We start from the raw sequence: 21,944 nt of genomic DNA, 5'->3' as shown, positions 1-21,944 counted from the left end.
GGTCAGGCCTCCAAGACGCGGGTCTCGGCGGTCGCATCGGACCCCGTGACCTCCTTGTAGACGGCGCGCAGGTCGGTGACGGCACCGGCGATGGCCTTGTCGCTCGCGGCGAGAGTGGCCTGCGCGTCCGCGAGGATCTTGGCGACTGTTGCAGCACTGTCGCTGCCGTCTGTCGCCCCCGGGATGTCGGTCAGGGCGTCGGCCAGCGGGGCGAAGCGCACCTCGTCGATCGCGTCGAGGGCGGCGAGGAAACCCTTGCGGTCGTGGATGGCAACGTCAGTCTCATCGGTCATGCATCCATTTTGCCAGCTCTACCAGCAAAAACGAGCCTGAGGCGCTTTACTGAGCAACGGTTACAGCGTCGGAGTACCGCGGATCCGTACGCGGATCGACCGCGGCGGTTCGAGCGGTGAGCACCTTCGCGCCGAGCTCGTCGAGGAGCGGGTCCAAGTAGGCCCCGAAGGTGAAACCGCTGGAGCGCTGCTCCACGATGCCGATCAGGGTGGCGGTACCGCGGTCGCTGACGAGGAACAGCGGAGCGCCGGAGTCACCGCGCTCGATGGAGAGATCGAGGTAGATGCCGGTCTCGTCGTTCTCGACCACTGTTCCGCATCGGACGCCGCTGATCGTCCCGTCCATGCACACGGGCGTGTGCTGCTTCAGGCGCTGCACGACGTCTTGCTTCAGCACGCCCGCGACCCTGAACTCGCCACCGGCCACAGTCGGCGGAGCGTTCGACGTTCCCCACGTGACGGTGACGCCGCGGTCTCCGCGTCGAGTGTCGGTGTATGGCTCGACGGACTCTCCGCCGGCCGAGACGGCGGAGCCGGGTACCTCGTCACAGTGCCCCGCGGCGACGAAGCCTCGCTGCGTGGGGGTAGATGTCGCCGCGACGGCCGGCCCCGCGGTGCAGCGCGCCCCGGAAGCCGTCTGCGTGAGGTCGATCCGCTTCGGTGCCGCGGCGGCCTGCTCAGCGGGGATAGTCAGCCAGGTGCTCTCAACGCCGGCCGAGGGGTCGGCACCCTCCGCACCCGCCACCGTCGCGCTCGGGGACGCCGGCACCGCAACCGGTTGCCCGCCGGTCGCCGTCGAGCACGCCGATATCACCGCCGCGGCGGCTGCCACGGCGGCGATCGCGAACCCGGTCTTCCTGCTCATGTGTTCGATCATCCCAGGTGGTGCCAAACGAAACGCCGAGTCTGCTGTCACGCCCCCCACCCGGATGCCTTGAGCGCGCGCGGGATTCATCGACGCTCCGCTTCGGCGAGGCGCTGTTCCACGGCGCGAAGGTCGGCTACCACGTCGGTGAACTTCTCCGCGTCGGCACCGGTGTCGCGCCCCTGTTCCAGGAGCTCGACCACGCTCTGGAGCCGGGTGCGAGCTCCTGCGACGTCGTCGTGGATCGACGTCGTCAGGTTCGTGATCAGCGGTCGGTAGTCGGTGCTCATGTCGGGCACGGTGGCACGGCACCGCGGTGAGGTGATGTACGCGGCGCGGGTTCAGCAGGTGCGCACCGAAGTCGTGCCGCATTCAACGGGCCGGTACCGAGCTGCAGTAGGAACCGTTGCGCTGCAGACGGTTCCGAAAAGTTGGAACAACTTTCTGATTTTGTCCCACCCTCGTCGCTGACCAGCGGACTCTCGATTATCGAGACAGATTTGGGGTCTGATCAGGCACGATGCAGCGGCTTCGTTGCGCACCTCTGTCCAATGTGCTTGCTACAACTTGAGCTAGTTCGAGTAACAACCACGACAAACGACAGGAGCTGATGATGAGGATGCTCAGCGTGCCGGAGCTCTCCGAGCGTCTTGACGTGTGCCCCAACACCGTCCGCGCCATGCTCAAGCGCCAGGATCTTCCCTCGATCCGGATCGGCGGCCGCTACTACAGGGTCCGCGAGGCCGACCTGGAGGCCTTCATGGCCGGCGGTACCGCCCCCGCGAACGCCGCCTGATCGACCCCAGAAACGAGACGAACCCGGTGCGCCAACACCGGGTCCTGACTTCTCAGTTGTTTGCCCCCGCGTCCCGCGACAGAACCGAAAGGCACCTTCATGATGGCATACCCCGCCAATCTCGCAAACCTCACGCACGACACGCCGGCCACCGCGGCCCGCATGGACTACCTCGGCGCGACGGCCGCCGGAACCCACACTGCGGAGGAGCTCGCCGCGCTGAGTCGGCTCGCAGACGAGGCCGACGCGGTGATCTACACCCCCGTCACCGCTCCAGCCGAGCCGTCGTCTGCGGCGCCCCCGGACACGCTCGCCGCGTGGAGGCCGTACATCCCCGAGCACATCAACCAGTCGTTCGCACCGGTCGAAGGAAGCGCGTGCGCCTGCCCGAACAACGGGAAGGTGGCCCTCCATGTCGAGGGCTGCTCCCAGGGTGTGGCGGGCAAGGCGCAGGCCATCGACACCGACTTCTGCGCGGAGTACGACCTGCCGCTCAACGCGCCCATCGACCCCGTCGTGCTCGGAGCTGCCCTGCGCGGCATCACGGTGCAGGGCCTCGCCGACGTGATGCTCTGGGAGGCCGAAGACCGTGAGTTCGCCGCCGTGCTCCAGCGCGACCGGACGCCGGAGGAGCTGGCGGTCCGAGCTGCGAACCGCGAGGCCTACGACCGCGATCCCGCTGTCCGCGAAGAGTTCGACAGGGACCAGGCCGAGTCCGAGGCTGCCGAGGAAGAAGCAGACGCGTTGTTCGAGACGCTGCGCAAGCGGATGAGCGTGGAGGCGTACGACCAACTGTTCGACGACCTCGACGTGAGCGATCCCGACGCCGTGCTGTCCCGGCTGCGCGCAGAGGTGGCGGCGCTGCCGGATGTCGCCGACGCCGCGTCGGTTCCTCCCGCCCCGACTGAGGCGTTCACGGTCCCGCCGGCGCCGGGGGCCACTGTGCCCACGGCTCCGACCGCCGGCGCGGCGCCGATCCCGGAACTGGTTCCGCTCACCCCGGAGGAGGCCGTCCTCGCGGAAGCGATGAACGCGCGTCTCATCGAACAGACAACCCTGACCACCGACCTCGCCGCCTACCTGCGCAGGATGCCCGACGACGACGCTGTTCAGGCGGAGATCAAAGCGCTCATGGGCATGACCCTCGCGGACCGGGCAGAGGCCATCGAAGCCGCGAAGACGGGTCAGCTCACCCGGCTCGGTCTGCGGGCGGCGTACCTGTCGGCCATGGCCCCCGGGTCAAAGCAGAACTGGCTCCGGCTCCGCGAGGGAGCCGCCGCCGCGTGGGCCACCACTGATCTCGAGCCGCTGAGCGACGCCGACCTCGACCGCCTCCTCGACGCGGAGCCTCCGACGCCGACCATCGGCAACGGGCTGTTCTACGACCGCGGACTGCACGTGCTGGCGGGCCCGGGTGGCTGCGGCAAGACCTGGGTGGCGCTCGCGGCCTGTGTCACGTCGGTCCCTGCAGTGCACGTCGGCGACGCCGCCGGCGGCCCGGCCGCGGTCTACCTCGACCTCGACCAGAACCTCGAGCTCTACCCGCGACTGCGGGATCTGGGCCTGTCGCGCACCGCGATGAAGCGCCGCGAGGTGGTGGCGATGAACGTCGGGGCGCTCGCTGCGGAGCGAGGCGAAGGGACGGTGGCCTGCCTCCGGTCGATCATCGACGGGCTCACCGAGACCCCGCCGCGCGTGGTGATCATCGACTCCCTGACGCGAGTGATGGCGGAGAGCGGGGAGGACTCCAACGACAGCGACGGGATCACCCGCGTGCTGAACATGCTGAACCGACTGGCCGCGGTCTGCTGCGTCATCGTCCTCGACCACGTCGGGCACGCGGAGCCTGATCGGCCGTCGGGCGCGGCGGCGAAGATCAACGCGGCCCGCGTCGTGCTGACCATGAAGCCGATCGAGTCTGACGCGGACGACTACCCCAACACCGTGGCCGCGGCGGTGGTGGTCCGGACGAAGGACCGCGACGGCGGGATGAGGAGGCACCTGGCACCTGGCGACCGCGCGCCGCGGCCCGATCTGGGGCTCGTCACGGTCGACCGGGACGAGGAGAACAGCGGCCACACCGAGGTGCGGTTCATCCCGGCATCCACGGTCGCGGCGGCGAAGGAACGCCGCGAGTCCGACGAGGGCGTGGCCGTCGCGCACGAGGCGCACGATGCGATCCTCACGGCGGTGCGTGGTGCCAAGGAAGCGCTCTCCTCGAACCGGATCGAGGAGCTCGTGTGGCCGCTGTTCGCCTCGCGGAAGGGGTTCACCAAGGCCGACTTCCGCGCCGTGATCCGACACATGACCGACACCAGCATGGAGCTTGTCGCAGATGGGTCGGGCCGCGGTGGCGGGAAGCGGTATACGGCCGCCGAGTGACCCTCGAACCCCTCCGTACCCCCGGCTTGGAAGTCCGCCGGGGGTTCGGCGGACTTGATTCATAGTCTCACCTGCGGAAACGCGGTTGCCAGGTCGAAGTCCGCCGGAAGTCCGCCAGATTCTGGGCGGACTTGATTTGCCCTCTCAGCTGCGCAAACAGGAATCGGTGACGCTAGCCCGATGCGCCCTCGGCGGACTTTCGGAAGTCCGCCGAGCCGAGTCGCGAGCCACTGGCCGATCTCGGCGTCGATTATGGCTCTCACCTGCACCGATGTGACTTCGCAAACTCCGCCGATACCGTCGGTATCTGAACCTTCTCGGCGGACTTCGCGGCGGAGTTTGATCCCCCCTTTCACCTGGGCATATGTGGCGCTGAGGGCGAAGTCCGCAAGTCCGCCGGGGGTCTACGTAGTAACCCCCGCGGCGGGCGGACTCTCCCCTCCGCCTACGCCGCGGAATTGATTGCTGAAGCTAATTACTTTCCCGGGTGCCGCTCCTCACCGTCATGGTCGAGAGGTGTGCCGCTGTAGGCCTTCGTCGAGTACCGCCACGACTCGCGGTGCTGCCACAGCAGGCGAGCCAGGCGGGTGTCGATGTCGTCAGGTGCGAGCAGCCACGTCGCGGCGCCGGCCGACTCGTAGGCGGCGCGCAGCAGGGCGTACTGCGGGGCGGTCCAGTCACCGTTGAGCATCAGCAGGCACGCGGCTTCGATGTTCTCGGCGGCGTACACAATCCCGCGGCGGGCGACGGTCGCCGACCAGATGTCGGGGAACCGGGTCTCGTCCGCCGCGAGGTCGCTGTCGGGCTCCGCGTGGTGATCCGGCTTCTCGTTGACGACCTCGACGATGGCGAGCACCAGCGCTAGTTCGTTGCGGATCCCCGCGTCTGTGGCATCGCTGTCCATTGGGTTACCGATACCAGGCAGCGACGCGCCGGGGGTCGGCTTCGTCATCCCGGCGGCCACACCGCCCGCGTTCTCCAGCTCGATCCCCGCAGCGCCGGCACGGGCATCACTACCCGCGCCGCGACCGACAGCAAACTGTCAGCAGACCCCGCGCGCATCTCCTGGTTCATGCGCTAGTTGCCCCGCCGTTCTCTGTTTTAGAGAACATTATCGCTGGTAGAAGCGCATTTCTTCCTTGCCAGGTATCGGTACGGCCAGTAGTATCAGTAGCAACAGGCTGAGCAGTCTCAGCAAACAAGGAGAACCAGTGACCACCACCGAGACCATCGCCCTGCCCACGGCCACGCTGACCGACGCGGAGTGGATCGAGCAGCACGCCCTCACGAACTGCGCCGGTCGCGCCGCCGTGGCAGTGCTGCTCGACGAGCCCGGCCAGCCCTACTTCCAGAAGCTCACCGCCGCAGAGGCCGCCGCCGCGAGCTGGTACGCGCGGTTCCGGCAGGCCCGCGAGGTCCGGGGCCTCGACCGCGAGTCCGCCGCGGAAACTGCGGACGACCCCATCTCCCACCTCGCGCACGCGGAGCTCGGTGAGGCCGCGGCGAGCGTGCAGTCGACGGTGGACCGCTACTGGGATCTGATCTGCACGCTCGCTGACGTGCTGCACGAGAGCGCCACCCGCTGACCCCACCCCATGCTCCGGTCGCCGCACCCTGCATCACCGCGGTGCGGCGGCCGGCACCAACCCCAAGGAGACCTCGACCATGACGATCACCGTCCTGACACAGCCCGGGTGCGCCGCTTGCACGTGGGTGACCCGCACGCTCGACGCCGAGGGCCTGCCCTACCAGCTGCGGGACGTGCGCAGTGACCCTGCCGGTGCCGACCTGCTCCGAGGCATCTACGCCCGCCTCCGACCCGACATGCACCCGGCCACGCCCGTGACGATCCTCGGAGACGACGGCGTGGTGTTCGGCCCGGACATCCGATCGCGTCTGCGTGAGTTGCGTCAGGCGGCCGCGGCGTGAGCGGCACCATCCGCCGCCCAGCACCCGGCGGCGACACCTTCATCACCCGCCCCGCGGCGGCGCACCTCCGTGGAGTGTCCCGGCGCCGGATCGACACCCTCATCCAGCGGCGGGAGCTCCCGGCCTACCAGGTCGGCAAGCACGTGATGCTGCTCGAGGGCGATGTCCTCACCGTCGACCTGCCGACCGCGCCGCCCGAGGGCTACGTGACCAGGTACGCCGCCGCGAAGGCCATCGGCTGCACTCACCGGGCGGTGGGGCTCATGGTGGCGCGCGGAGATCTGCCGGCCGAGACCATCAACGGCCGCGTGTACCTGCGCGAGGCCGATGTGCGCGCGTACGCCGAGCCGAAGCGGATCAGCCCGAAGGAGAAGCCGTGAGCGCACTGAGTCCTGCGTCGACCACGATGCTCAACCCGTCCACCGCCGGCCGCACCGTCGTCGGCCTCGACCTCAGCCTCACCGGCGCTGGTATCGCCGCCCTCGACCTGCTGACCGGTGAGCTCTCCACCGCGGTGCATCGATCTCCAGCGCCGAAGGACGACGTGCTCGGCGCACATGTTGCGCGGCACCGTGCACTCGTGGACGGCCTCGTGCAGCAGACGCTCGCCTGCAACCCGGCGCTCGTCGTGGTGGAGGGGTTGCGCTTCTCCGTGAGCGCGCAGGACAGCAGCCTCTCCCGCCGGGGGTTCCTGTGGTGGGCGGTCGTAGAGGGACTCGTCGCCGCGGGTGCACCCGTGCTGGAAGTCACCCCGTCGCAGATCAAGCAACTCGCCACCGGCAAGGGCAACGCGAGCAAGAACATGATCGTCGCGGAGTACGCGCTGCGGTGGCCGGACGCCACCCGCGACAAGAACGTCGAGGATCGTGCCGACGCCGCCTTCGCCGCCGCCCTCGGCGTCGCCTATCTCCGAGCCCCAGTGTTGCCGTTCAAGGTCACCGGCACGCGGCGCAAGGCACTCGCCAAGCTTGCCGCCCCAAGCACCCCGCCCCGTATCGCTGCACCCGCTGCGGCCTGACCAGAGGAGAACCGATGGCCGAGTACCAAGGGCCCGCACAGCACCCGCACATGTCGTGGTGGCAGCGCCTGACGCTGTGGTGGAGAGCGCGACGGGAGGCACGCGGGTGACCGAGCACTCCCTCGCCGGCCGCGTGACGCCCCCGCGTCGCCGGTGACCCCCAAGACGGAAAAGAGAAGGAAACATGACGGACCGATACAACGGGCTCGCGAGCCCGATCCCTGACCCGACCCCGAAGCCCGAGACCGGCGGGCAGTACCGCGGCCTGGCATCCGGCATCCCCGCCGATCCCAAGGCGGAGACCAAGACCGAGCCGGATGCGGACAAGGCTTCAGATCCGAAGCCGAACCGCGACGGCAAGACGGTGGCGGACACGAAGCCGGCCCCCGACGCTGCGGACAAGCCGGCCCCCGACGCCGACAAGACCCCGTCGAAGTCCTCGGTCAAGGACATCAGCCAGATCACGCCGGACGACAAGGCGTCGACCATCGGCAAGAGCTTCGGCAAGGCGTACCTCGAGGCCGCGAAGAGTCCCATCAAGGGCATCCCGGCGATCGTGAAGGCCGAGTACAAGGCCGGTACCGCCCTCGGTGAGAAGCTCGCGGGCAAGATCGCCGGCGAGGGTCTGCTGAAGAGCGCCTCTAGGGTGAGCCTCAAGACCGCCGGCCGTCTCGTTCCGGGTCTGGGCACCGCGATCGGCGTGATCTCGGCGTACCGCAACTTCCAGCAGGGTGACTACGTGGGCGCCACGTTGGCCATGGTCTCCGCGATCCCCGGGCCGATCGGCTGGGTGGGCATCGCCGCGAGCACCGGGTGGGAGGCTTTCGACCTGGGCGGGCGCAAGATCCAGCAGTGGGACGAGCCCGACGGCAGTGCCACCCACATCCTCCCCGCCTCGGCATCCACCATCGGCGGCGTCACCGCTCTCGATAGCCAGCTCCGCACCGCGCAGCAGTGCGTGTTCAGCTTCCAGGACGGGCCCAAGGGAACGGTGTGGGGCTCCGCGCCGCCAGAGGCACTGCGCCTGGACGACGAGAAGGTGCAGCAGGAGGCCGCCGCATGGCTCGGAGGCATCGCCGATCTCTTCGCTGAGATCGACAAGACGATGAGCTCGGCGGGAGAGCAGTACTTCACCGAGTACCGCGAGCGTCTCCGCCCGCATCTGGACGCCATGGCAGCGCTGCGCGAGCAGGTCAAGCCGCTGGTGACCCAGTTCAGCAACGCCTCCGACGGTGCCGGCACCGCGTACACCGCCGTGCTCGACGCGAACCGGGCAGCGCGTGAGCAGCTCGTGGCCGGCTCGAAGCTGTCGGACCAGGCCGCTGCGAGCTCGTTCACCAGCTCTGTCGCCGCGGCCGGCTCCAAGGTCATCGCCGCTGACCAGAACATCGCGACCATGTTCGGTGAACCCGCCGCGGTGCTGACCCCGGCGGTGGCGACCGGCACGGGCACGAAGATCGATCCGAAGACCACGGAGAAGCCGGTCGCGACTCCGGCTCCCGCTGCCCAGACGCCGGTCGCCGCGACGCCGACCGTCACGCCCAAGGTCGAGCCGACGCAGACGAAGGCCGACGACCCCCTCGCCGACCTGATGCGCACCCTCACCCAGCAGAAGCCGGTCACCACCCCGACCACGCCGAGCGTGCCGAACCTCGGCAGCGGTCTCGGTGGCGGCACCCCGCTCGGTACGGGCGGTGGATCGCCGCTCAGCTCGCAGCCGAACAAGCCGCTCGACTCCGGTGAGGGCCGGAAGCTCGACTCGGGCCGCGACAAGAAGCTCGACGACAAGTCCGAGCGCAAGCTCGACGATCCGCGGAAGGACAAGGAGGAGAAGAAGGCCACGCCGCTGTCGGCGTCGAAGACCGACAACAAGGTCACCCCGGAGCCGAAGCTCACCACGGAGCAGAAGCCCGGCAACCCCACCGTGGTCCCGGCGCAGCCGTCCACGGCCCCGGCGACTCCGGCCGCCGCCGCTGCACAGGGACAGCAGCAGCCTCCGGAGCCGAGCAAGGAGGCGGACGTGAAGGGCCAGAAGGTGAGCTTCCCCGACGCGAAGACCGCCAAGCTCGCATCGCTGCTCGCCGCGGCGGATGCGGCTCATCCGATGCCGTTGGCCGAGGCTGCGAAGCTCGCTGGCCTCACGCCTCCCGTCCCCGGTCAGGACCCCGGTACCCAGGTGGCGCCGGCCCAGGCCAAGCCCGGTGACCTGCTCGTGGCCGGCGACAAGTCGTACCTGTTGCTCGGAGATGGGCGCTTTTACGACCTCGCCGAGTACAAGGTGATCAACGCCGACCAGCTGCCTCAGGACGCCGGGTCGAGAGCCGGTTACTTCCACCTGACCGACCCCGCTCCGGGTGGTGCTTCGGGCACGCAGCCGGTCTCCGGTCAGACCCCGGGCGCCGTGGATCAGGCGGTGCCGGGTGGCACTCCGCCTCCCGCTGCGCCGGCCGATGCCACCCCGAAGCCGGCCGATCCCGCTCCCGGCGCACCGGCACCGTCGGGTGGAGTCCCATCTGCCGGCACCCCTGGTGCGCCGAAGCCCACGCCGTCGGGCGGACCCGCCTCGGCGGAGTCCACGCAGACCGGTACCGGGCAGCCGTCGCCGTCACCCTCGACCAACGCGCTCGACCCCAACGCCGTCCGCTGAGACCAGGAACAGAACACCCCGCAGCCCAATCGGCTGCGGGGTGTCTCTGTGTCGGAGGTCGGTGCTCAGTCCCGGTCGTGCTCCTCGTCGTTCCACTGCTCGCCGTTGTCACGGATGTCCTCGTTGTCGTACACCGGGCCGGTCGTCATGCGGCCGCCCCTTCCCGCGGGGCACTCGGTCTGGTTCATGGCGCGATCGTGTACCCGCGGCGGACTGACGACGGTGTGGGGCGCGGGTAGCTGATCTCAGCTCGGCGTCGACTCCGGCAGCAGCACAGCCGTGTTGCCGGTGGGGTTCGGTGCGAGTGCCGCGGCTACCGGCTTGCCGGGCGCAGTTCGTGGAACGCCTGCAGTTGGCGGGCCTGGTACTCGGCGTCCTCGGGGTCGGGGGTGCAGGCCGCCGCGGTGGCGCGGTCGTATGCGACCTCGCCGCGGATGCGGTGCCTGATCAGCTGCCGCAGGGCGACATCGTCGAGCCGGTTCGCGGTGCCACCCGCCGCCAGATACAGCTCGATGAAGTGTTCGGCGGTGGACAGGTCGAGGGTGGCCCGGCAGCCGCCCCACTCCCACGCCGCTCCGGCCAGCTCCCACTCGGCGCTCGCCTGTGTCGTCTCGTCCCAGTCCAGGAGCGCGGCGACGCGTCCGTGCGAGTCGACGAGGACGTTGTCGGCGTAGAAGTCGCCATGGACGAGCTGCGCGGTGGCGCGGGCGCCGAAGTCGGCGAGCCAGTCGTCAAGGTCGGGGTCGTCGAGGTCGGGTGTCGCGGCGGCCGGATTCGCTCGTGGTGGGGGCGGAGGGAGTTCTGCGGCGGCCAGTGCGACATGTACTCGCGCGAGCAGCTCCGCTGCGGCGCGTCGCTGCGCAGCGACGGTGTCGTTGCCGGGGCGTCCCTCGGCGTAGGGCCAGACGGTGACGGGGTGATCACCGACCCGCACCACCGTGCGCCCATCGACTGATGGAACCGGGGCGAGCACTTCGGGAACGTGCTGGGCCACGAAGGCTGCGACGGCGCCGCACCAGGTGAGGTCGTCGTCGCGACGGAACACGGCGCCCACCTTGATCACGTGGTGACCGCAGCGTAAAACGGCCGCCTCCTGTCCGCCGGACAGCGAGACCGTGGGCCCGCCGTCGATGCCCCACGCCGCACGCACCACGTCAGCCAGCTGGTCCGGTAGCGCCGTTGGCGGGTGCATGCCGACGACTGTATCGACGTGCACCATCGCCGGGTGACGGCGCCGCGACGGCTGATCCGTGTCGGCCGGCGTCGAATTCGCAGCTCAACTCGTCGCCGAGAAATTTGATTCCCGCACATGACGAGGCGGTGAGCTGGGGAAGATGGCCGATGAGCGAGAGGGGTCCCCGCGCGGTCACACAGTCGACTCGTTGCCGGGTCCACCTAGTGCGCCGACAAGTGGTCCTCGCTATCGGCCGCAAGTGAGGTCAGCAGCGAGTACCCGGGATAGTCGCAGAGACGTGGATACCTCGACCGGGAGTATGCGTTCCAGTAGCTGATTGCTCGTTGCCGGACGAGTGTGTGGAACTGGGGGTTCTCGGTGATGAAGCGCTCGTAGGGTTCGGCATGTCGCGCACGGAGAGCTCCGTCGATGTCGTCGACGATTTCGGGCACGTACTCACCGAGGAGCTGGATCACGAACGGCGCTACCCAGGGGTGCTCGGCGTCAAGGATGGTGCGAAGCCATTGCTGGCGCACGAAGCCGTCGTAGTGGCGGGTGTAGAGGCAACCCAGGATCGTTCGCTGCGTCGGGTGTGTCTCGGGTACGTCTGGATCTGGGCTGTCGTGATAGATGCGGTAGGGGATGTCGACAGCCTCACCTCCGACCGTCAGGTGGTATTGCCGCCGGTTGGAGCCAATCGAATGCGGGGACAGCTTCGACCCGTTGGGCATCACGCGTGACGTCGTCGGCATCAGTGCCAAGGCTGCGGACACGTCGGCGCGGATTGACTCGGGAAACGCCGCTAGTAGGCGCGCGGTGTCCCCCCAGATGCCTTCCGCTGTCATGGCCACCGATTCTAGAAACAGTCGAGGCTGTTGAGAGATGGTGACGGGCCACAACCGGCCATGGTCACCCGCTACGTGCGCGAGTCCGCGCCGCTCATCGGGAACGCGGTCACGACGCTGGGACTGTGACAGCGACCGGATCAGTCGTCCGCTGCGTCGATCTCGGCGCTGTGCTTGAGAGCGCTGCGCAGAATCCTGATTCGGTCGGGGTCAACCGCCATCTCTGAGCGGGGCGCGATCCGAAGCTCGCCACGGGCCTCTTGCGCCCGAAGTGCCACCTGCTTCTCGGCAGGCAACGTGTCGAAGTACTCCTGCGCCACCGCAATCGAGCCGGGAACCGCACGCAGATTCCGGTCGGAGTCCGGGTGCACATCTGGGCAGTCGGCCATGCAGCAGCCGCACCACGCGTACTTCGCGAGAGTCGGGTCGCCCGGATCTTCGCTGCGGATCGACGGTTCCACACACCGGCCATCCGCGGTCGGGTGCGGGTCGGGGCAGGCGCAACGTTCGGTAGAGGCGACCACAGACATGTGGGGGAGCGTAGGCCGGGCGACTGACACGGGCGAACGAGTTTTCAGGGGAGCGACTACCTTCGTCGCCGCCCACGCCACGAGCTGACGGTAGACGCGGGCGGGTTCATGTCCCCGCGCGCGTAGCTACGGCAGCAGGATCACGGTGTTCCCGCACGGGTCACGGCACCACCAGCCGCGCCCATCCGGGGTGCGCTCCGGGAGCGCGAACGCCCGGTCCGTCAGCCTCGCGACGGCACCCACGGCATCTTCGGCGAACTCGAAGCGGCTGCTGGTGTGGATCCGGTCGCCCACGGGATACAGCTCGATCGTGAGGCTGCCGCGAGACACCGACCAGTGCTCGGGCCCACCGTGCTGTTCCCGCACCGGTTCGACGTTGAGGATCGCCGCGTAGAACTTCGCCGCGAGCTCCACGCGGGGAGCGGGCACGTAGATCACCATGAGCGACAACCGCGTTGGCGAGGCGGCGGCAGCATCCGGCGATCGACGCATCAGCTCGGCGGCGTGGACTTTCCCGTCATCTGGGTCGTCCTCGTAGAAGTCTGGGCTGATCGGGTCGGGAGTCACCAAGAACACGGTGGAGTCGGTCCCGTTCACGTCGACGGCCTGGCTTCCGTCGTCCGCAACCTCGAATCCCAACGCGCGCAGCCGATCCGATGCACCGGCGTCCACCACGACGGTGATGTCGATGTGCCGGGAGATGGTCTCGACCACCCGCGCAGTGGACACGACCACGGCGGGCGCAGCCGCCGGGCTGATGCGCCAGCTGTGGAGTCCCCAACGATCGGGACCGAGATCCTCCGCCGCCACGTCGAAGATCGCGGACCAGAACGCAGCGGTGCGCTCGCCGTTGTTCGACTGGAGCCTGATCTCCGTGATCACGCTGCACCTCCCGCCGATGGCTCGGCCACGATCATCACGAGGTGCCGCTCGGCCGGCGCTGCCACGGCTTCGTCCGCAGCGGTGATCACTACCGGTGCGTCGAACAGCAGGGACAAGAACTCGGCCGTCGCTGCGATGTTCGAGGCGCTGGCGCGGATCACGGGCCAGGTTGTCGCGGTGTTGCTCATGCTCGCAGCGTGCCATGTCGATGTGACAGACGGGAGCTGGAATCACAAGCGGTGCAGACCAGTTCGGTGATCCTGCATCGCGCCTAGACGCCGTCGCACGCCCAGTCGATGTTGCTGGTTCCGTTGCACATGCACCGCGGCGTGCATCGAGGAAATCGGTCGCGAGGCGTCAGTACAGGCGGTCATCATCAAGGCATGAACATGGAGGACGAGCACCCGGAGCTGCAGCCGATCTTGCGCCGGATCTCTCCGGAGATGGGCCAGTCGATCGATACCGGCCCGGGCTGGTACCCGATCATCGTGGAACTCGACCGGCAGCTCGCCGCGATTGATCCCGGCTACACAGTGCACCAGGTGAAGCAGAAACTGTCCGAGTTGCGCGTCTACTTCGAGGTCTCCGACACCGCGACCGACGACGATCACGAGCGCATGCGCGCACTGGTCCGGGCCGCCGAGGAGAAGGCAGCCACCGTGTGCGAGCTGTGCGGGAAGCCTGGCCGGTTGTGGATCTCTCGGTTCGGTGGGATCCGCACGCTCTGCGCGGAGTGCGCAGCTGCGGAGAAGCAGGGATACAAGGTGGTTCGACCTTGACCGTGACCGAGCACATCGCGTTCCCGCCGCCGAAGACGGTCGCGGAGCTGCGCCAGCTACTCGACCAGATCCCAGGAGACATACCGGTATTGGTCGACGCGTACGAGGCTGCCTACTCGCAGATCGGGGCGGTCGCACTGACCGAGGTACAGGAACTGTCGAACCGGCCCAGTTATCTCGGCCGGTTCGATCACCTCGACGACGCGGCGCGTGCGGTCGCCGGTGAAGACGCGGCGGGATGGGCGATCGCCGATCCCGGTCCGCTGCCGGAACTGGTCGGCGAACCGACGGTGGCGTTGGTGCTCCGACGTGAGGTGCGAGATGCCGATGACTAGGGAGCGGCGCGCCTGGGAGACCCGCCTGATGCGCGCGGCCGCAGCCGGCGAACCGGGACCGGACCTCTCGGTGGCGGAGCGTGCCGCCGTCGAGTTCCTGCAGTACGACGACGAACTCGACCTGCACACCGCGACCGTCTTGGCGGAGCTGGTCGCCGCAGACGTGCCGGCCGGGGAGCGGGTGGAGTTCACACAGATGTGGATGCGCGAGCTGCGCGACGCGCTGCGGCGAGGGGAGCCCGATCAGGGGTCAGGTGACACGACGTGACACAGAGGTGACACACAAGCGGCGGCGTCGCGTGCGTCCGCGACAGAGAAACCCCAGGTCATGGATCCGGGATGGGAATCTGCGACCTGGGGCAACGCTCAAGCGCACTACTGAAAAGCGGAAGGTCGCCGGTTCGATCCCGGCCCTGGCCACTGAGAGAACCCACTGGCGACGGTGGGTTTTTCTGTTTCTAAGGGGCGGTGGGCCTGCGGAACGCCGTCACAGTGGGGCAAGTAATGAACAGCCTTTTGTGGTTTCAGGACGGTAGTTGGTCGTCGCGATCATCGCGATCATCGCCAACGAGCTGAACGGCTACCTCGCGGGTCGATTCGATGCCGGCACACCGAAGAACTTTGAACCGGGATATTCCGAGTTGCTTCGGTTGGCAGCGGCGCAGCATCGCCGCAATCATGCCTAGGGCTACGCGGAGGTATGACGATCGCGTTCGCGATACGCCCGGCCAAGTGCGACGTTGAACAGTTCGGGGCCGTCTTCTCAACCATTGCGCACTCCACGCAGGTCGATGTGGCCGCCGTCGGCGGTGTACCCCTCGACGGGCCGCAGTGTGTAGCCGTCACCGATCGTGTCGGTCCGGTAGAAGCGCTCGAACATGTCCGCCGCCTCCTGCGCGGTGAACACCTCGTGGCGGCTGATCGTCTGGACGCTGCGCGGCAGCACGATGTCGACATCGAGCGCGGCTGTGCCGGGGTGTGGATGGCCGACGACCGACCGCACCGACACCGCGCCGATATCGGCGCCGCCGGGTCGGCAGAACTCGATCTGCATGGCCTCGGCTGTGCCGGCCGCCTGTAGGTACAGCGATGTCGAGAAGTCGGCTGGTGTTCCTACCGGCGGGCGGACGCTGACCACGATGGCCCAGGGTTCGGCGCCGTTCATCTCGGCGAGCATTCGGCGCATGCTGCCGGGGTGATGTTCCCGACACAGGCCTGTCTGCCTGCTCGCGCGCGACTCGTAGAGCACGGTGTAGTCGTGGGTGGGGATCAGGCTCGTCGTGAATTCCGCATACGCCGCAGGCCCTTTCGCGTAGGCGGCCAGGTACTTGAGCACGTCGACCGTCGAGGACATCTCACCCCGCTCGCCGCGGGCGATCGCGGTGTCGGCCATCCGTGCCGCGTCAGGGGTCCGGCCGGCGGCGATCAGTGCGGTGACGGTGCGGGTCAAGGCCCGGTTGGGGGCGATGCCGTCCGGGTGTTGCTCCACCGCCGCCGCGTAATCGGCCGCAGTCGGATGCGCGGCGATGAACTCGGCACGGACCCGGTCGAACTCGTCGAGTATCGGACCCCAGTCTGGTTCGCTGGTCACCGGGACGTCCCGGTGACCACTGCCGATCCGCAGCGGCTGCACTTTGAAGGCGCCGTTGATGCGGCGGTTGATCTGCATCTGCTGCCCCATCACCACGTCGGGTATGAAAGCGGCCCACAGGATCTCGTCGACGGCGAGCGGCTTGATGTCGACGGTCCAGCTGATCCGCAGCCGGTCCGGGTCCTTGTCCGGGTGGAACGCCTGCGGGTAGAAGAGTTCGGTGACGTAGACGTCGTCGAGGAGGAACCCGGTCGCGCTGACGAACCGCATCCCGCGGCGCCGGCATGCAGGCTTGAAAGCGTCGTTCCACGCCTGAACGATCGGTGATCCTTTCGCCACGGTTCCCCCTTACCGCGGTCTGCCGACCGCTACCGCGTGCTGACCGTCGCGAGACTTAGATCTGCCAATCGTTGGAACCGTCGTAGCGGGAGTAGGTGCCGCCGGAGGAGTTCTGCACGATGATGGGATCGCCGGGGCTGAAGTTGTCGAAGAACCATCGCGCGTTGGCCGGGCTGATGTTGATGCAGCCGTGACTGACGTTGCGCTTGCCCTGATCGGCGACAGACCACGGAGCGCTGTGGACGAAGTCGCCGCTGTCGTCGAACCGGACCGCCAGATCGACCGTCAGCTTGTAGCCGTTCGGCGAGTTGACCGGGACGCCATAGGTCGACGAATCCATCACCACCGAGGGCATCTTTTCTTGGACGTAGAAGGTGCCGTTCGGAGTCTGGCGGCCCCCGGACGCCATACCCATCGACATCGGGAGGGTCTTCTCCACGGTCCCGTTACGGGTGACCGTCAGTTGGTGCGTGGCGTCGTTGGCGGTGGCCACGAGGGTGTCCCCGGTGGTGAAGTTGGACACCGTGCCGGCGGCATCGACGGTGACCGCGGTGTGTGCCGGCCAGAAGCTCAGCGGACGCCAGCGCAGCTGCGTGGGGGTGATCCAGTAGAACTTGCCGGGAACTTCCGGCACCGACGAGACATGGATGGCGTTCTCGGTGGCGCCGGCATCTTCGACGGGGCCCGGGAAGTTGATGATGATCGGCTGGGCCACCCCGACGGTCGCGCCGTCGGCAGGCACGAGCCTCGGCGGCTCGAACGGCGCCGGATCCGCCTGCGCGGCACCAGCACCCAGCATCAACGCACAGCCCACCATCGAAGCCGCTCCGGCCGCTTTCACAGCGCCGAAAAGTCTTCCCCTCGTCCAGTCACTCATCTGACCATGGTGTCACGCTGCTCAGCCCGGTCCGTGCTTCGGCGGCACAACGACCACCACCAGCGTCGGCGAGTGGTGGTACCCGAGTGCGCGTCGCGTTTGTGACGGCACACCTCGCCGGCTGCGGCCACCGCCGCCGGATCGAAGCCCGGCGGCACCGGACCGCCGGCCACCAGTGCCCGCACCAAGGCCTTCTGACGCTGCGCCAACGTGTCTCTCATGCCCACGCCTTTCGTGCACGGGAGGTGATCGGAGCGGCCCCCGCGGCCGCGGAGATCGCGTCCAACTCGTCGAAAAGATCTGCAGCGGGCGGGAACCGGCCGTCGCGCTCCAGCATGAACGGGGTGTCGACCCGCTCCCGCAGCGCGGTGACCAGGTCGAGCACCTCCGACGGAGTCCGATCGGTGTGAGTGTCGTGGTAGAAATCCGCGCCCTCCCGACCGCCGGCGACGTGGCTGTAGGCCACCTGTTCCACCGGCAGGCGTGCGAGCTCCCCGAGCGGATCGCGCCCGCGGTTGCGGGCGTTGGCGTACACGTTCGCCACGTCGAGGACCAGCAGCACGCCGGTCCGTTCCACCAGTTCGGTGAGGAACTCCGATTCGGTGAGATCGGACTCCGGCCACTCGACGAAGGAGGCGATGTTCTCCAGAGCCAGCGGCACCGGCAGTTCTCGCCGGGTGCGTTCGATGTTGGCCGCCAACACGTCGAGGGCCTCCCGAGTGCGTGGCACCGGCAGCAGATGTCCGGCCTCGATCCCGCCGGCCCGGACAAAGGCGATGTGCTCGCTGACCACCGGAGCGCCGAGTGCTTGCGCGCAGGCGGCCAGCCGCCGGACTCGCTTGGGCTGCACGGGTTCCGCGCCGCCCAGAGAGAGTGCGACGCCGTGCGGGACCACCGGAACGCCGCGGGCGGCCAGATCCGCCAGGGCGGGGTCCGGTCGGGCCTGACTGCGGCGGATCGGGATCGACTCGGCGATCACCTCGCAGAACCCGGGCCGCAGATCGGCGACCACCCCGGCGATCTCACGTCGCCAACCGATACCCACATCGCCCAGGGCGGACACGGTACGGGTCGTGGCGCTCATCCGCCGCAACCTCCGCCACAGCCACCTCCGCAACCGCTCCCGCAGCCACCTCCGCCGCCGCCGTCGCCCCCGCAGGAGGCGCCCCCGCAGCCGGCACCGTCGGCGCCACCACCGGAGTCACCTCCGGCGAGTTCCACAGAGGACGAGTAGTCGCGGTCGATCGCCCAGAGCGCGCCGGTTCCGAACAACGCCGCCGAGAGCGCCACCGCGGCCGGACCGTAGGTGCCGAAGGCGGGCTGTTTCGCAGGTTCCAGATAAGCCAGTTCCTTCTGCCGGGCGGCGAGCAGGCGACGGCCTGCGCGGGTCAGGCGGTCCACGCCGAGCAGATGGGGGAGCACGAAGATCCCGTACAGGACCGTGGCGAGCACCACCGCGGTGAACGTGACCGCGTGGATCGGGTGGTCCGACAACGACGTCAGCAGATAGATGCCGTAGCCGATGCCGACTGCCATCACCGCGATCGACGGTGCTGTGCCCCAGCGCATGCGGGCCCGTTCGGCCCTGGTTCGCGCCAGGCCGCGCCGGCCCAACTCCTCTTCCAGCGCCGCGAGCTCGTCCCGGGATGCCGCATACAGACCCGGCACGGTGTGTCCCGGGTCGGCGCCGGCCCGCTCCAGCACCTGGCCGGTGAACCGGTCGATCTCCGGGCTGCGGACGGCGTGGTCCACCCGTCCGTCGGCGCTGATCCGTCCACTGGCGCGCAGACCTGCGAGCGAGGCGACCACCGGGGCGATGTCCGACCGCAGGAACGCCAGCTCGGTAGCGCTGATCGGCTCGGTCACCGCCGGGCGCCGGGGAGTCGTCGCGATCCGCCAGAGCACCGCGAAGACCACCGTCGTTGCCAATGCGGCCAGATATCCGTACCCCTCTGCGGTTATCGCCTCGGCGTACCTGTCGATCAGCTTGTCCATCGACATCACATCCACCTCCTGGTGTTCGGTTCAGATCACCCTGCGTGCGTAAAGCTCCTTACCGGTCCCAACTTTCGGGCGAAACCGCAGGTGTGCGGCCCCGCTGAACCAGTCAGCGTGCACGGTCATGGACAGGAGTCGGTGAGGACTTGATGGCTGTTGTCTGAGGAAAATTCGTGTCGTCGACGGGCCGAACAGCGCCATGGGAAAGATATGGGCAAATATGCCCGTATCTCTGGTACGCTTCGGTCATGAGCCTGAGTTTCCACACCTACGACCCCGTCACCCGGCGGTTGGACGCCGCACCCGGAGCCGTCGAGGCCTACCCCGGCGGTGACGTCGCCGTCCGTCGCCTGGAACCGGTATCCGGTCGGCGCCCGATCGCCTGGAATACCGGTGGCGCACTGGATTTCGCCGCCCTGGCCCAATGGGTCGCCTTTCACGAGGACGCGGACCCGGTCCTGGTGATGCCGTATCTGCCGTCGGCGCGTGGTGATCACGATGCGACATACGACGCGCAGGGTGTCGCTCGTCTGACCGCGGCGACCGGGATTCGCGACGTGATCGCGGCTGATCCGCACTCCGGCGCCTGGGCCGCGGCCGCCTCGGCCCACGGAGCGACAGTCCACTCCATCAGCGCCCACGAGATCATCATGGCCTCGCCGCTCGCCGAGATCGCCTGGGACGGTGTGATCGCGCCCGACAAGGGTGCCGTCGACCGCGCCGGCGCGGTCGCGGACGTGCTGGGTGTGACGTTGCTGACCGCCGGCAAGACGCGTAACCCGAAGACGGGGGCCCTGTCGGGGTTCACCGCGCCTGACGGACTGGGCGCGGGCCGGTTCCTGCTGGTGGACGACATCTGCGACGGCGGGGGCACTTTCGCCGGTCTCGCTCAAGCGATCGGCGCGTCAGAGCCCGCGGCCGAACTGCACCTGTGGGTGACGCACGGGCTGTTCACCGGGCGGTGGCGCGAGAACCTACTGCCTCATTTCGCGTCGATCACCGCCGCGAACACCAGCGCGGGTGTCGATCCGGATGCCCTGCCGGCGGAAGTCCGTCAGGTGCCGCTGATCGGGCACGTCTTGTCCGTGCTGACCGAAAAGGAGAACTGATCATGAGCTTCAACCCCCGCGACTACACCCGCACGGCCTTGGATGCGCTGACCGTGCTGATGGAGACTGACGCGTACAAGCTCGATCACCGCAGGCAGTACCCGGATCGCACCGAGGTCGTGTACTCCAACCTGACCGCGCGCGGCAGCCGGGTGGCGGGCGTCGACTGGACGGTGTTCTTCGGATTGCAGGCGTACCTGGCCGATCTCGCGGTCCGCTGGCAGGCATTCTTCGACGCTGACATCGACGAGGTGTGCCGGGCGTACGAGGAGCGGGTCACCGACATTCTGGGACCGAACGACGTTGGGTCCGAACACATCCGGCAGCTGCACGGCTACGGCCGGCTGCCGCTGCGGTTCCGGGCGCTGCCGGAGGGGACGGTCACCCCGCTGGGGATCCCCTACCTGACGGTGGAGAACACCGAGCCTCGGTTCTTCTGGCTGACCAACTACATCGAGACCGATCTGTCGGCCGCGTTGTGGCAACCCATCACCTCGGCCACCACGGCCTGGCGCAACCGGTGCCTGCTCGACGAGCGCGCCGAAGCCTCCGGCGCCGACCAGGCCGCGGTCAACTGGCAGGGGCACGATTTCTCGGCCCGTGGCATGGCAGGCATGGGTGCGGCGTCGGTCAGCGGTGCCGCGCACCTGTTGAGTTTCACCGGAACCGACTCGCTGTCATCGCTGGGCTGGATCGACCGGTTCTACCCCGGATCGCCGGAGGGGGCCGTGCTGGGCGGATCCGTCCCTGCCACCGAGCACTCGGTGATGACGGCGAACGGGCCCGAGGGGGAGCTGGCCACGTTCGAGCGGCTGCTGGATCTGTACCCGTCGGGGATCGTTTCGGTGGTCAGCGACAGCTGGGATCTATGGCAGGTGATGACGGAGTTCCTGCCCGCGCTCAAGGACTCGATCATGGCGCGTGACGGAAAGCTGGTGATCCGTCCCGACTCCGGTGATCCCGAGCTGATCCTGTGCGGCGACCCGCAGGCCCCGGCCGGCAGCCCGCAACGCAAGGGGGTGGTGAACCTGCTGGCCGAGACATTCGGAACCACCGAAAACGCCGCCGGTTACCGCGAGCTGGACCCGCACGTCGGCGTGATCTACGGCGACTCGATCAACTTCGAGCGAGCTGACGCGATCACCACGAACCTGATGCGCCAGGGCTATGTGTCCACGGTTCCGGTATTCGGATTCGGTTCGTACACGTACCAGTTCGTCACCCGGGATACCTTCTCCCTGGCGGTCAAGGCGACGTGGGTGCAGGTCGACGGTCGGGGCCGCGACATCTTCAAGGACCCGGTCACCGACTCGGGCACCAAGCGTTCGGCGCGTGGCCGGCTCGCGGTGCTGGGCGGCATGGACGGCTCACTGGCGCTGGTGCAGCAGGCCACCGCCGACCAGGAGGCCAACTCACGGCTGCGCACGGTCTTCGAGGACGGCATGTTCGTCGGTGCCGTGACATTCGCCGGAGTGCGCGCCGAGCTCCGCGCCAGCTGGGCGCGGTTCCTGGCGGCGAAGGCCCGCCGAGAGGACGCGGCGTGACAGAGTTGGAT

28 protein-coding genes are annotated in these 21,944 nt (G+C 68.4%); 13 read left to right on the top strand and 15 right to left on the bottom strand.

The genetic code is table 11. The features are described 5' to 3' along the window. Nucleotides 1–2 precede the first annotated feature (2 nt). From EH231_RS17275 to EH231_RS17265, 3 genes are all read right to left on the bottom strand, one after another. Nucleotides 3–293: a hypothetical protein gene (locus EH231_RS17275; protein ID WP_124712855.1), complete on the bottom strand. Its 291-nt coding sequence runs from the start codon at nucleotides 291–293 to the stop codon at nucleotides 3–5. 46 nt (nucleotides 294–339) lie between these two features. After that, nucleotides 340–1,158, bottom strand: a complete 819-nt coding sequence (locus EH231_RS17270) for a chymotrypsin family serine protease (RefSeq protein ID WP_241177755.1) — start codon at nucleotides 1,156–1,158, stop codon at nucleotides 340–342. Nucleotides 1,159–1,244: 86 nt separating this feature from the next. After that, the gene (locus EH231_RS17265) at nucleotides 1,245–1,448 is read right to left on the bottom strand and encodes a hypothetical protein (RefSeq protein WP_124712854.1); all 204 of its coding nucleotides are present in this window, start codon (nucleotides 1,446–1,448) and stop codon (nucleotides 1,245–1,247) included. 323 nt (nucleotides 1,449–1,771) lie between these two features. Between EH231_RS17265 and EH231_RS17260 the strand changes: the two genes are divergently transcribed. Continuing rightward, nucleotides 1,772–1,954, top strand: coding sequence for a helix-turn-helix domain-containing protein (locus EH231_RS17260; RefSeq protein ID WP_164480929.1), 183 nt, complete (start codon nucleotides 1,772–1,774; stop codon nucleotides 1,952–1,954). Between the two features lie 99 nt (nucleotides 1,955–2,053). Further along, the gene (locus tag EH231_RS17255) at nucleotides 2,054–4,336 is read left to right on the top strand and encodes an AAA family ATPase (protein ID WP_124712852.1); all 2,283 of its coding nucleotides are present in this window, start codon (nucleotides 2,054–2,056) and stop codon (nucleotides 4,334–4,336) included. A gap of 475 nt (nucleotides 4,337–4,811) precedes the next feature. Here EH231_RS17255 and EH231_RS17250 read toward each other — a convergent pair whose 3' ends face one another. Further along, nucleotides 4,812–5,288, bottom strand: a complete 477-nt coding sequence (locus tag EH231_RS17250; RefSeq protein WP_124712851.1) for a hypothetical protein — start codon at nucleotides 5,286–5,288, stop codon at nucleotides 4,812–4,814. 259 nt (nucleotides 5,289–5,547) lie between these two features. Here EH231_RS17250 and EH231_RS17245 point away from each other — a divergent pair, with 259 nt between their 5' ends. From EH231_RS17245 to EH231_RS17225, 5 genes are all read left to right on the top strand, one after another. Continuing rightward, entirely contained in the window at nucleotides 5,548–5,922 is a 375-nt protein-coding gene (locus tag EH231_RS17245) for a hypothetical protein (protein ID WP_124712850.1), read from the top strand. A gap of 79 nt (nucleotides 5,923–6,001) precedes the next feature. Continuing rightward, nucleotides 6,002–6,265 carry a glutaredoxin family protein gene (locus tag EH231_RS17240; protein ID WP_124712849.1) on the top strand — a complete coding sequence of 88 codons (264 nt, stop codon included), beginning with the start codon at nucleotides 6,002–6,004 and terminating at the stop codon, nucleotides 6,263–6,265. After that, nucleotides 6,262–6,645, top strand: coding sequence for a MerR family transcriptional regulator (locus tag EH231_RS17235; RefSeq protein ID WP_124712848.1), 384 nt, complete (start codon nucleotides 6,262–6,264; stop codon nucleotides 6,643–6,645). The genes EH231_RS17240 and EH231_RS17235 overlap by 4 nt, the downstream gene beginning before the upstream one ends. Beyond that, complete coding sequence (locus EH231_RS17230) at nucleotides 6,642–7,283, top strand: hypothetical protein (RefSeq protein WP_241177754.1); 642 nt, start codon at nucleotides 6,642–6,644, stop codon at nucleotides 7,281–7,283. Before EH231_RS17235 ends, EH231_RS17230 begins: the two co-directional genes overlap by 4 nt. A 184-nt stretch (nucleotides 7,284–7,467) precedes the next feature. Beyond that, on the top strand, nucleotides 7,468–9,930 hold the full coding sequence (locus EH231_RS17225; RefSeq protein ID WP_124712847.1) for a hypothetical protein: 2,463 nt from the start codon (nucleotides 7,468–7,470) through the stop codon (nucleotides 9,928–9,930). Nucleotides 9,931–9,995: 65 nt separating this feature from the next. Here the strand turns inward: EH231_RS17225 and EH231_RS34605 are convergent, their stop codons facing one another. The 6 genes from EH231_RS34605 to EH231_RS17195 form a co-directional block, all read right to left on the bottom strand. After that, nucleotides 9,996–10,118, bottom strand: coding sequence for a hypothetical protein (locus tag EH231_RS34605; protein WP_277425604.1), 123 nt, complete (start codon nucleotides 10,116–10,118; stop codon nucleotides 9,996–9,998). A 125-nt stretch (nucleotides 10,119–10,243) separates the two neighbouring features. After that, nucleotides 10,244–11,122 (bottom strand): phosphotransferase enzyme family protein, encoded by an 879-nt coding sequence (locus tag EH231_RS17220; RefSeq protein WP_164480928.1) that lies wholly within the window; start codon nucleotides 11,120–11,122, stop codon nucleotides 10,244–10,246. 203 nt (nucleotides 11,123–11,325) lie between these two features. Continuing rightward, on the bottom strand, nucleotides 11,326–11,949 hold the full coding sequence (locus EH231_RS17215; RefSeq protein WP_124712845.1) for a hypothetical protein: 624 nt from the start codon (nucleotides 11,947–11,949) through the stop codon (nucleotides 11,326–11,328). A 140-nt stretch (nucleotides 11,950–12,089) separates the two neighbouring features. Next, a complete protein-coding gene (locus EH231_RS17205; protein WP_124712844.1) occupies nucleotides 12,090–12,479 on the bottom strand; it encodes a hypothetical protein in 390 nt (129 codons plus the stop codon). A gap of 126 nt (nucleotides 12,480–12,605) precedes the next feature. Continuing rightward, complete coding sequence (locus tag EH231_RS34320) at nucleotides 12,606–13,361, bottom strand: VOC family protein (protein ID WP_241177753.1); 756 nt, start codon at nucleotides 13,359–13,361, stop codon at nucleotides 12,606–12,608. Further along, nucleotides 13,358–13,549, bottom strand: a complete 192-nt coding sequence (locus EH231_RS17195) for a hypothetical protein (protein ID WP_124712843.1) — start codon at nucleotides 13,547–13,549, stop codon at nucleotides 13,358–13,360. The genes EH231_RS34320 and EH231_RS17195 overlap by 4 nt, the downstream gene beginning before the upstream one ends. A 195-nt stretch (nucleotides 13,550–13,744) precedes the next feature. Here EH231_RS17195 and EH231_RS17190 point away from each other — a divergent pair, with 195 nt between their 5' ends. From EH231_RS17190 to EH231_RS33880, 4 genes are all read left to right on the top strand, one after another. Next, entirely contained in the window at nucleotides 13,745–14,140 is a 396-nt protein-coding gene (locus EH231_RS17190; protein WP_124712842.1) for a hypothetical protein, read from the top strand. Nucleotides 14,141–14,142: 2 nt separating this feature from the next. Continuing rightward, nucleotides 14,143–14,475 (top strand): hypothetical protein, encoded by a 333-nt coding sequence (locus EH231_RS17185; protein WP_124714301.1) that lies wholly within the window; start codon nucleotides 14,143–14,145, stop codon nucleotides 14,473–14,475. Continuing rightward, complete coding sequence (locus EH231_RS17180; protein ID WP_241177752.1) at nucleotides 14,468–14,743, top strand: hypothetical protein; 276 nt, start codon at nucleotides 14,468–14,470, stop codon at nucleotides 14,741–14,743. Before EH231_RS17185 ends, EH231_RS17180 begins: the two co-directional genes overlap by 8 nt. Before the next feature lie 268 nt (nucleotides 14,744–15,011). Next, nucleotides 15,012–15,161, top strand: a complete 150-nt coding sequence (locus tag EH231_RS33880; RefSeq protein ID WP_164480927.1) for a hypothetical protein — start codon at nucleotides 15,012–15,014, stop codon at nucleotides 15,159–15,161. Between the two features lie 77 nt (nucleotides 15,162–15,238). Here EH231_RS33880 and EH231_RS17175 read toward each other — a convergent pair whose 3' ends face one another. The 5 genes from EH231_RS17175 to EH231_RS17155 are packed head-to-tail and all read right to left on the bottom strand — an operon-like array spanning nucleotide 15,239 to nucleotide 19,283. Further along, nucleotides 15,239–16,405 (bottom strand): hypothetical protein, encoded by a 1,167-nt coding sequence (locus EH231_RS17175; RefSeq protein ID WP_124712841.1) that lies wholly within the window; start codon nucleotides 16,403–16,405, stop codon nucleotides 15,239–15,241. A 55-nt stretch (nucleotides 16,406–16,460) separates the two neighbouring features. Then, nucleotides 16,461–17,282: a L,D-transpeptidase gene (locus EH231_RS17170; RefSeq protein WP_090426718.1), complete on the bottom strand. Its 822-nt coding sequence runs from the start codon at nucleotides 17,280–17,282 to the stop codon at nucleotides 16,461–16,463. Next, nucleotides 17,279–17,503 (bottom strand): SCO6045 C-terminal-like domain-containing protein, encoded by a 225-nt coding sequence (locus tag EH231_RS33875; RefSeq protein ID WP_164480707.1) that lies wholly within the window; start codon nucleotides 17,501–17,503, stop codon nucleotides 17,279–17,281. The genes EH231_RS17170 and EH231_RS33875 overlap by 4 nt, the downstream gene beginning before the upstream one ends. Next, a complete protein-coding gene (locus EH231_RS17160; RefSeq protein ID WP_090426721.1) occupies nucleotides 17,500–18,366 on the bottom strand; it encodes an MbnB/TglH/ChrH family RiPP precursor modification enzyme in 867 nt (288 codons plus the stop codon). Before EH231_RS17160 ends, EH231_RS33875 begins: the two co-directional genes overlap by 4 nt. Then, nucleotides 18,363–19,283 (bottom strand): TIGR04222 domain-containing membrane protein, encoded by a 921-nt coding sequence (locus EH231_RS17155; protein ID WP_090428713.1) that lies wholly within the window; start codon nucleotides 19,281–19,283, stop codon nucleotides 18,363–18,365. The genes EH231_RS17160 and EH231_RS17155 overlap by 4 nt, the downstream gene beginning before the upstream one ends. Nucleotides 19,284–19,528: 245 nt before the next feature. Between EH231_RS17155 and EH231_RS17150 the strand changes: the two genes are divergently transcribed. Further along, nucleotides 19,529–20,389, top strand: a complete 861-nt coding sequence (locus EH231_RS17150) for a phosphoribosyltransferase family protein (RefSeq protein WP_090426722.1) — start codon at nucleotides 19,529–19,531, stop codon at nucleotides 20,387–20,389. A 2-nt stretch (nucleotides 20,390–20,391) separates the two neighbouring features. Beyond that, on the top strand, nucleotides 20,392–21,933 hold the full coding sequence (locus EH231_RS17145; protein ID WP_090426725.1) for a nicotinate phosphoribosyltransferase: 1,542 nt from the start codon (nucleotides 20,392–20,394) through the stop codon (nucleotides 21,931–21,933). Nucleotides 21,934–21,944 lie beyond the last annotated feature (11 nt).

This window comes from Mycolicibacterium nivoides (assembly GCF_003855255.1).
GTDB classification, from domain to species: Bacteria; Actinomycetota; Actinomycetes; order Mycobacteriales; family Mycobacteriaceae; genus Mycobacterium; species Mycobacterium nivoides.
Note: the sequence above shows the minus strand (reverse complement) of the source record. Positions and strands in the feature narration are given on the sequence as shown.

Coding starts and splice junctions, on each gene's coding strand:
- EH231_RS17180 (WP_241177752.1), top strand. CDS start 14,468: ATGACTAGGGAGCGGCGCGCCTGGGAGACCCGCCTGATGCGCGCGGCC.
- EH231_RS17225 (WP_124712847.1), top strand. CDS start 7,468: ATGACGGACCGATACAACGGGCTCGCGAGCCCGATCCCTGACCCGACC.
- EH231_RS17265 (WP_124712854.1), bottom strand. CDS start 1,448: ATGAGCACCGACTACCGACCGCTGATCACGAACCTGACGACGTCGATC.
- EH231_RS17155 (WP_090428713.1), bottom strand. CDS start 19,283: ATGTCGATGGACAAGCTGATCGACAGGTACGCCGAGGCGATAACCGCA.
- EH231_RS17250 (WP_124712851.1), bottom strand. CDS start 5,288: ATGACGAAGCCGACCCCCGGCGCGTCGCTGCCTGGTATCGGTAACCCA.
- EH231_RS17190 (WP_124712842.1), top strand. CDS start 13,745: ATGAACATGGAGGACGAGCACCCGGAGCTGCAGCCGATCTTGCGCCGG.
- EH231_RS17205 (WP_124712844.1), bottom strand. CDS start 12,479: ATGTCTGTGGTCGCCTCTACCGAACGTTGCGCCTGCCCCGACCCGCAC.
- EH231_RS17145 (WP_090426725.1), top strand. CDS start 20,392: ATGAGCTTCAACCCCCGCGACTACACCCGCACGGCCTTGGATGCGCTG.
- EH231_RS17170 (WP_090426718.1), bottom strand. CDS start 17,282: ATGAGTGACTGGACGAGGGGAAGACTTTTCGGCGCTGTGAAAGCGGCC.
- EH231_RS17270 (WP_241177755.1), bottom strand. CDS start 1,158: ATGAGCAGGAAGACCGGGTTCGCGATCGCCGCCGTGGCAGCCGCCGCG.
- EH231_RS17150 (WP_090426722.1), top strand. CDS start 19,529: ATGAGCCTGAGTTTCCACACCTACGACCCCGTCACCCGGCGGTTGGAC.
- EH231_RS17275 (WP_124712855.1), bottom strand. CDS start 293: ATGACCGATGAGACTGACGTTGCCATCCACGACCGCAAGGGTTTCCTC.
- EH231_RS33875 (WP_164480707.1), bottom strand. CDS start 17,503: ATGAGAGACACGTTGGCGCAGCGTCAGAAGGCCTTGGTGCGGGCACTG.
- EH231_RS17160 (WP_090426721.1), bottom strand. CDS start 18,366: ATGAGCGCCACGACCCGTACCGTGTCCGCCCTGGGCGATGTGGGTATC.
- EH231_RS17255 (WP_124712852.1), top strand. CDS start 2,054: ATGATGGCATACCCCGCCAATCTCGCAAACCTCACGCACGACACGCCG.
- EH231_RS17240 (WP_124712849.1), top strand. CDS start 6,002: ATGACGATCACCGTCCTGACACAGCCCGGGTGCGCCGCTTGCACGTGG.
- EH231_RS17215 (WP_124712845.1), bottom strand. CDS start 11,949: ATGACAGCGGAAGGCATCTGGGGGGACACCGCGCGCCTACTAGCGGCG.
- EH231_RS34605 (WP_277425604.1), bottom strand. CDS start 10,118: ATGAACCAGACCGAGTGCCCCGCGGGAAGGGGCGGCCGCATGACGACC.
- EH231_RS17220 (WP_164480928.1), bottom strand. CDS start 11,122: ATGCACCCGCCAACGGCGCTACCGGACCAGCTGGCTGACGTGGTGCGT.
- EH231_RS17260 (WP_164480929.1), top strand. CDS start 1,772: ATGAGGATGCTCAGCGTGCCGGAGCTCTCCGAGCGTCTTGACGTGTGC.
- EH231_RS17195 (WP_124712843.1), bottom strand. CDS start 13,549: ATGAGCAACACCGCGACAACCTGGCCCGTGATCCGCGCCAGCGCCTCG.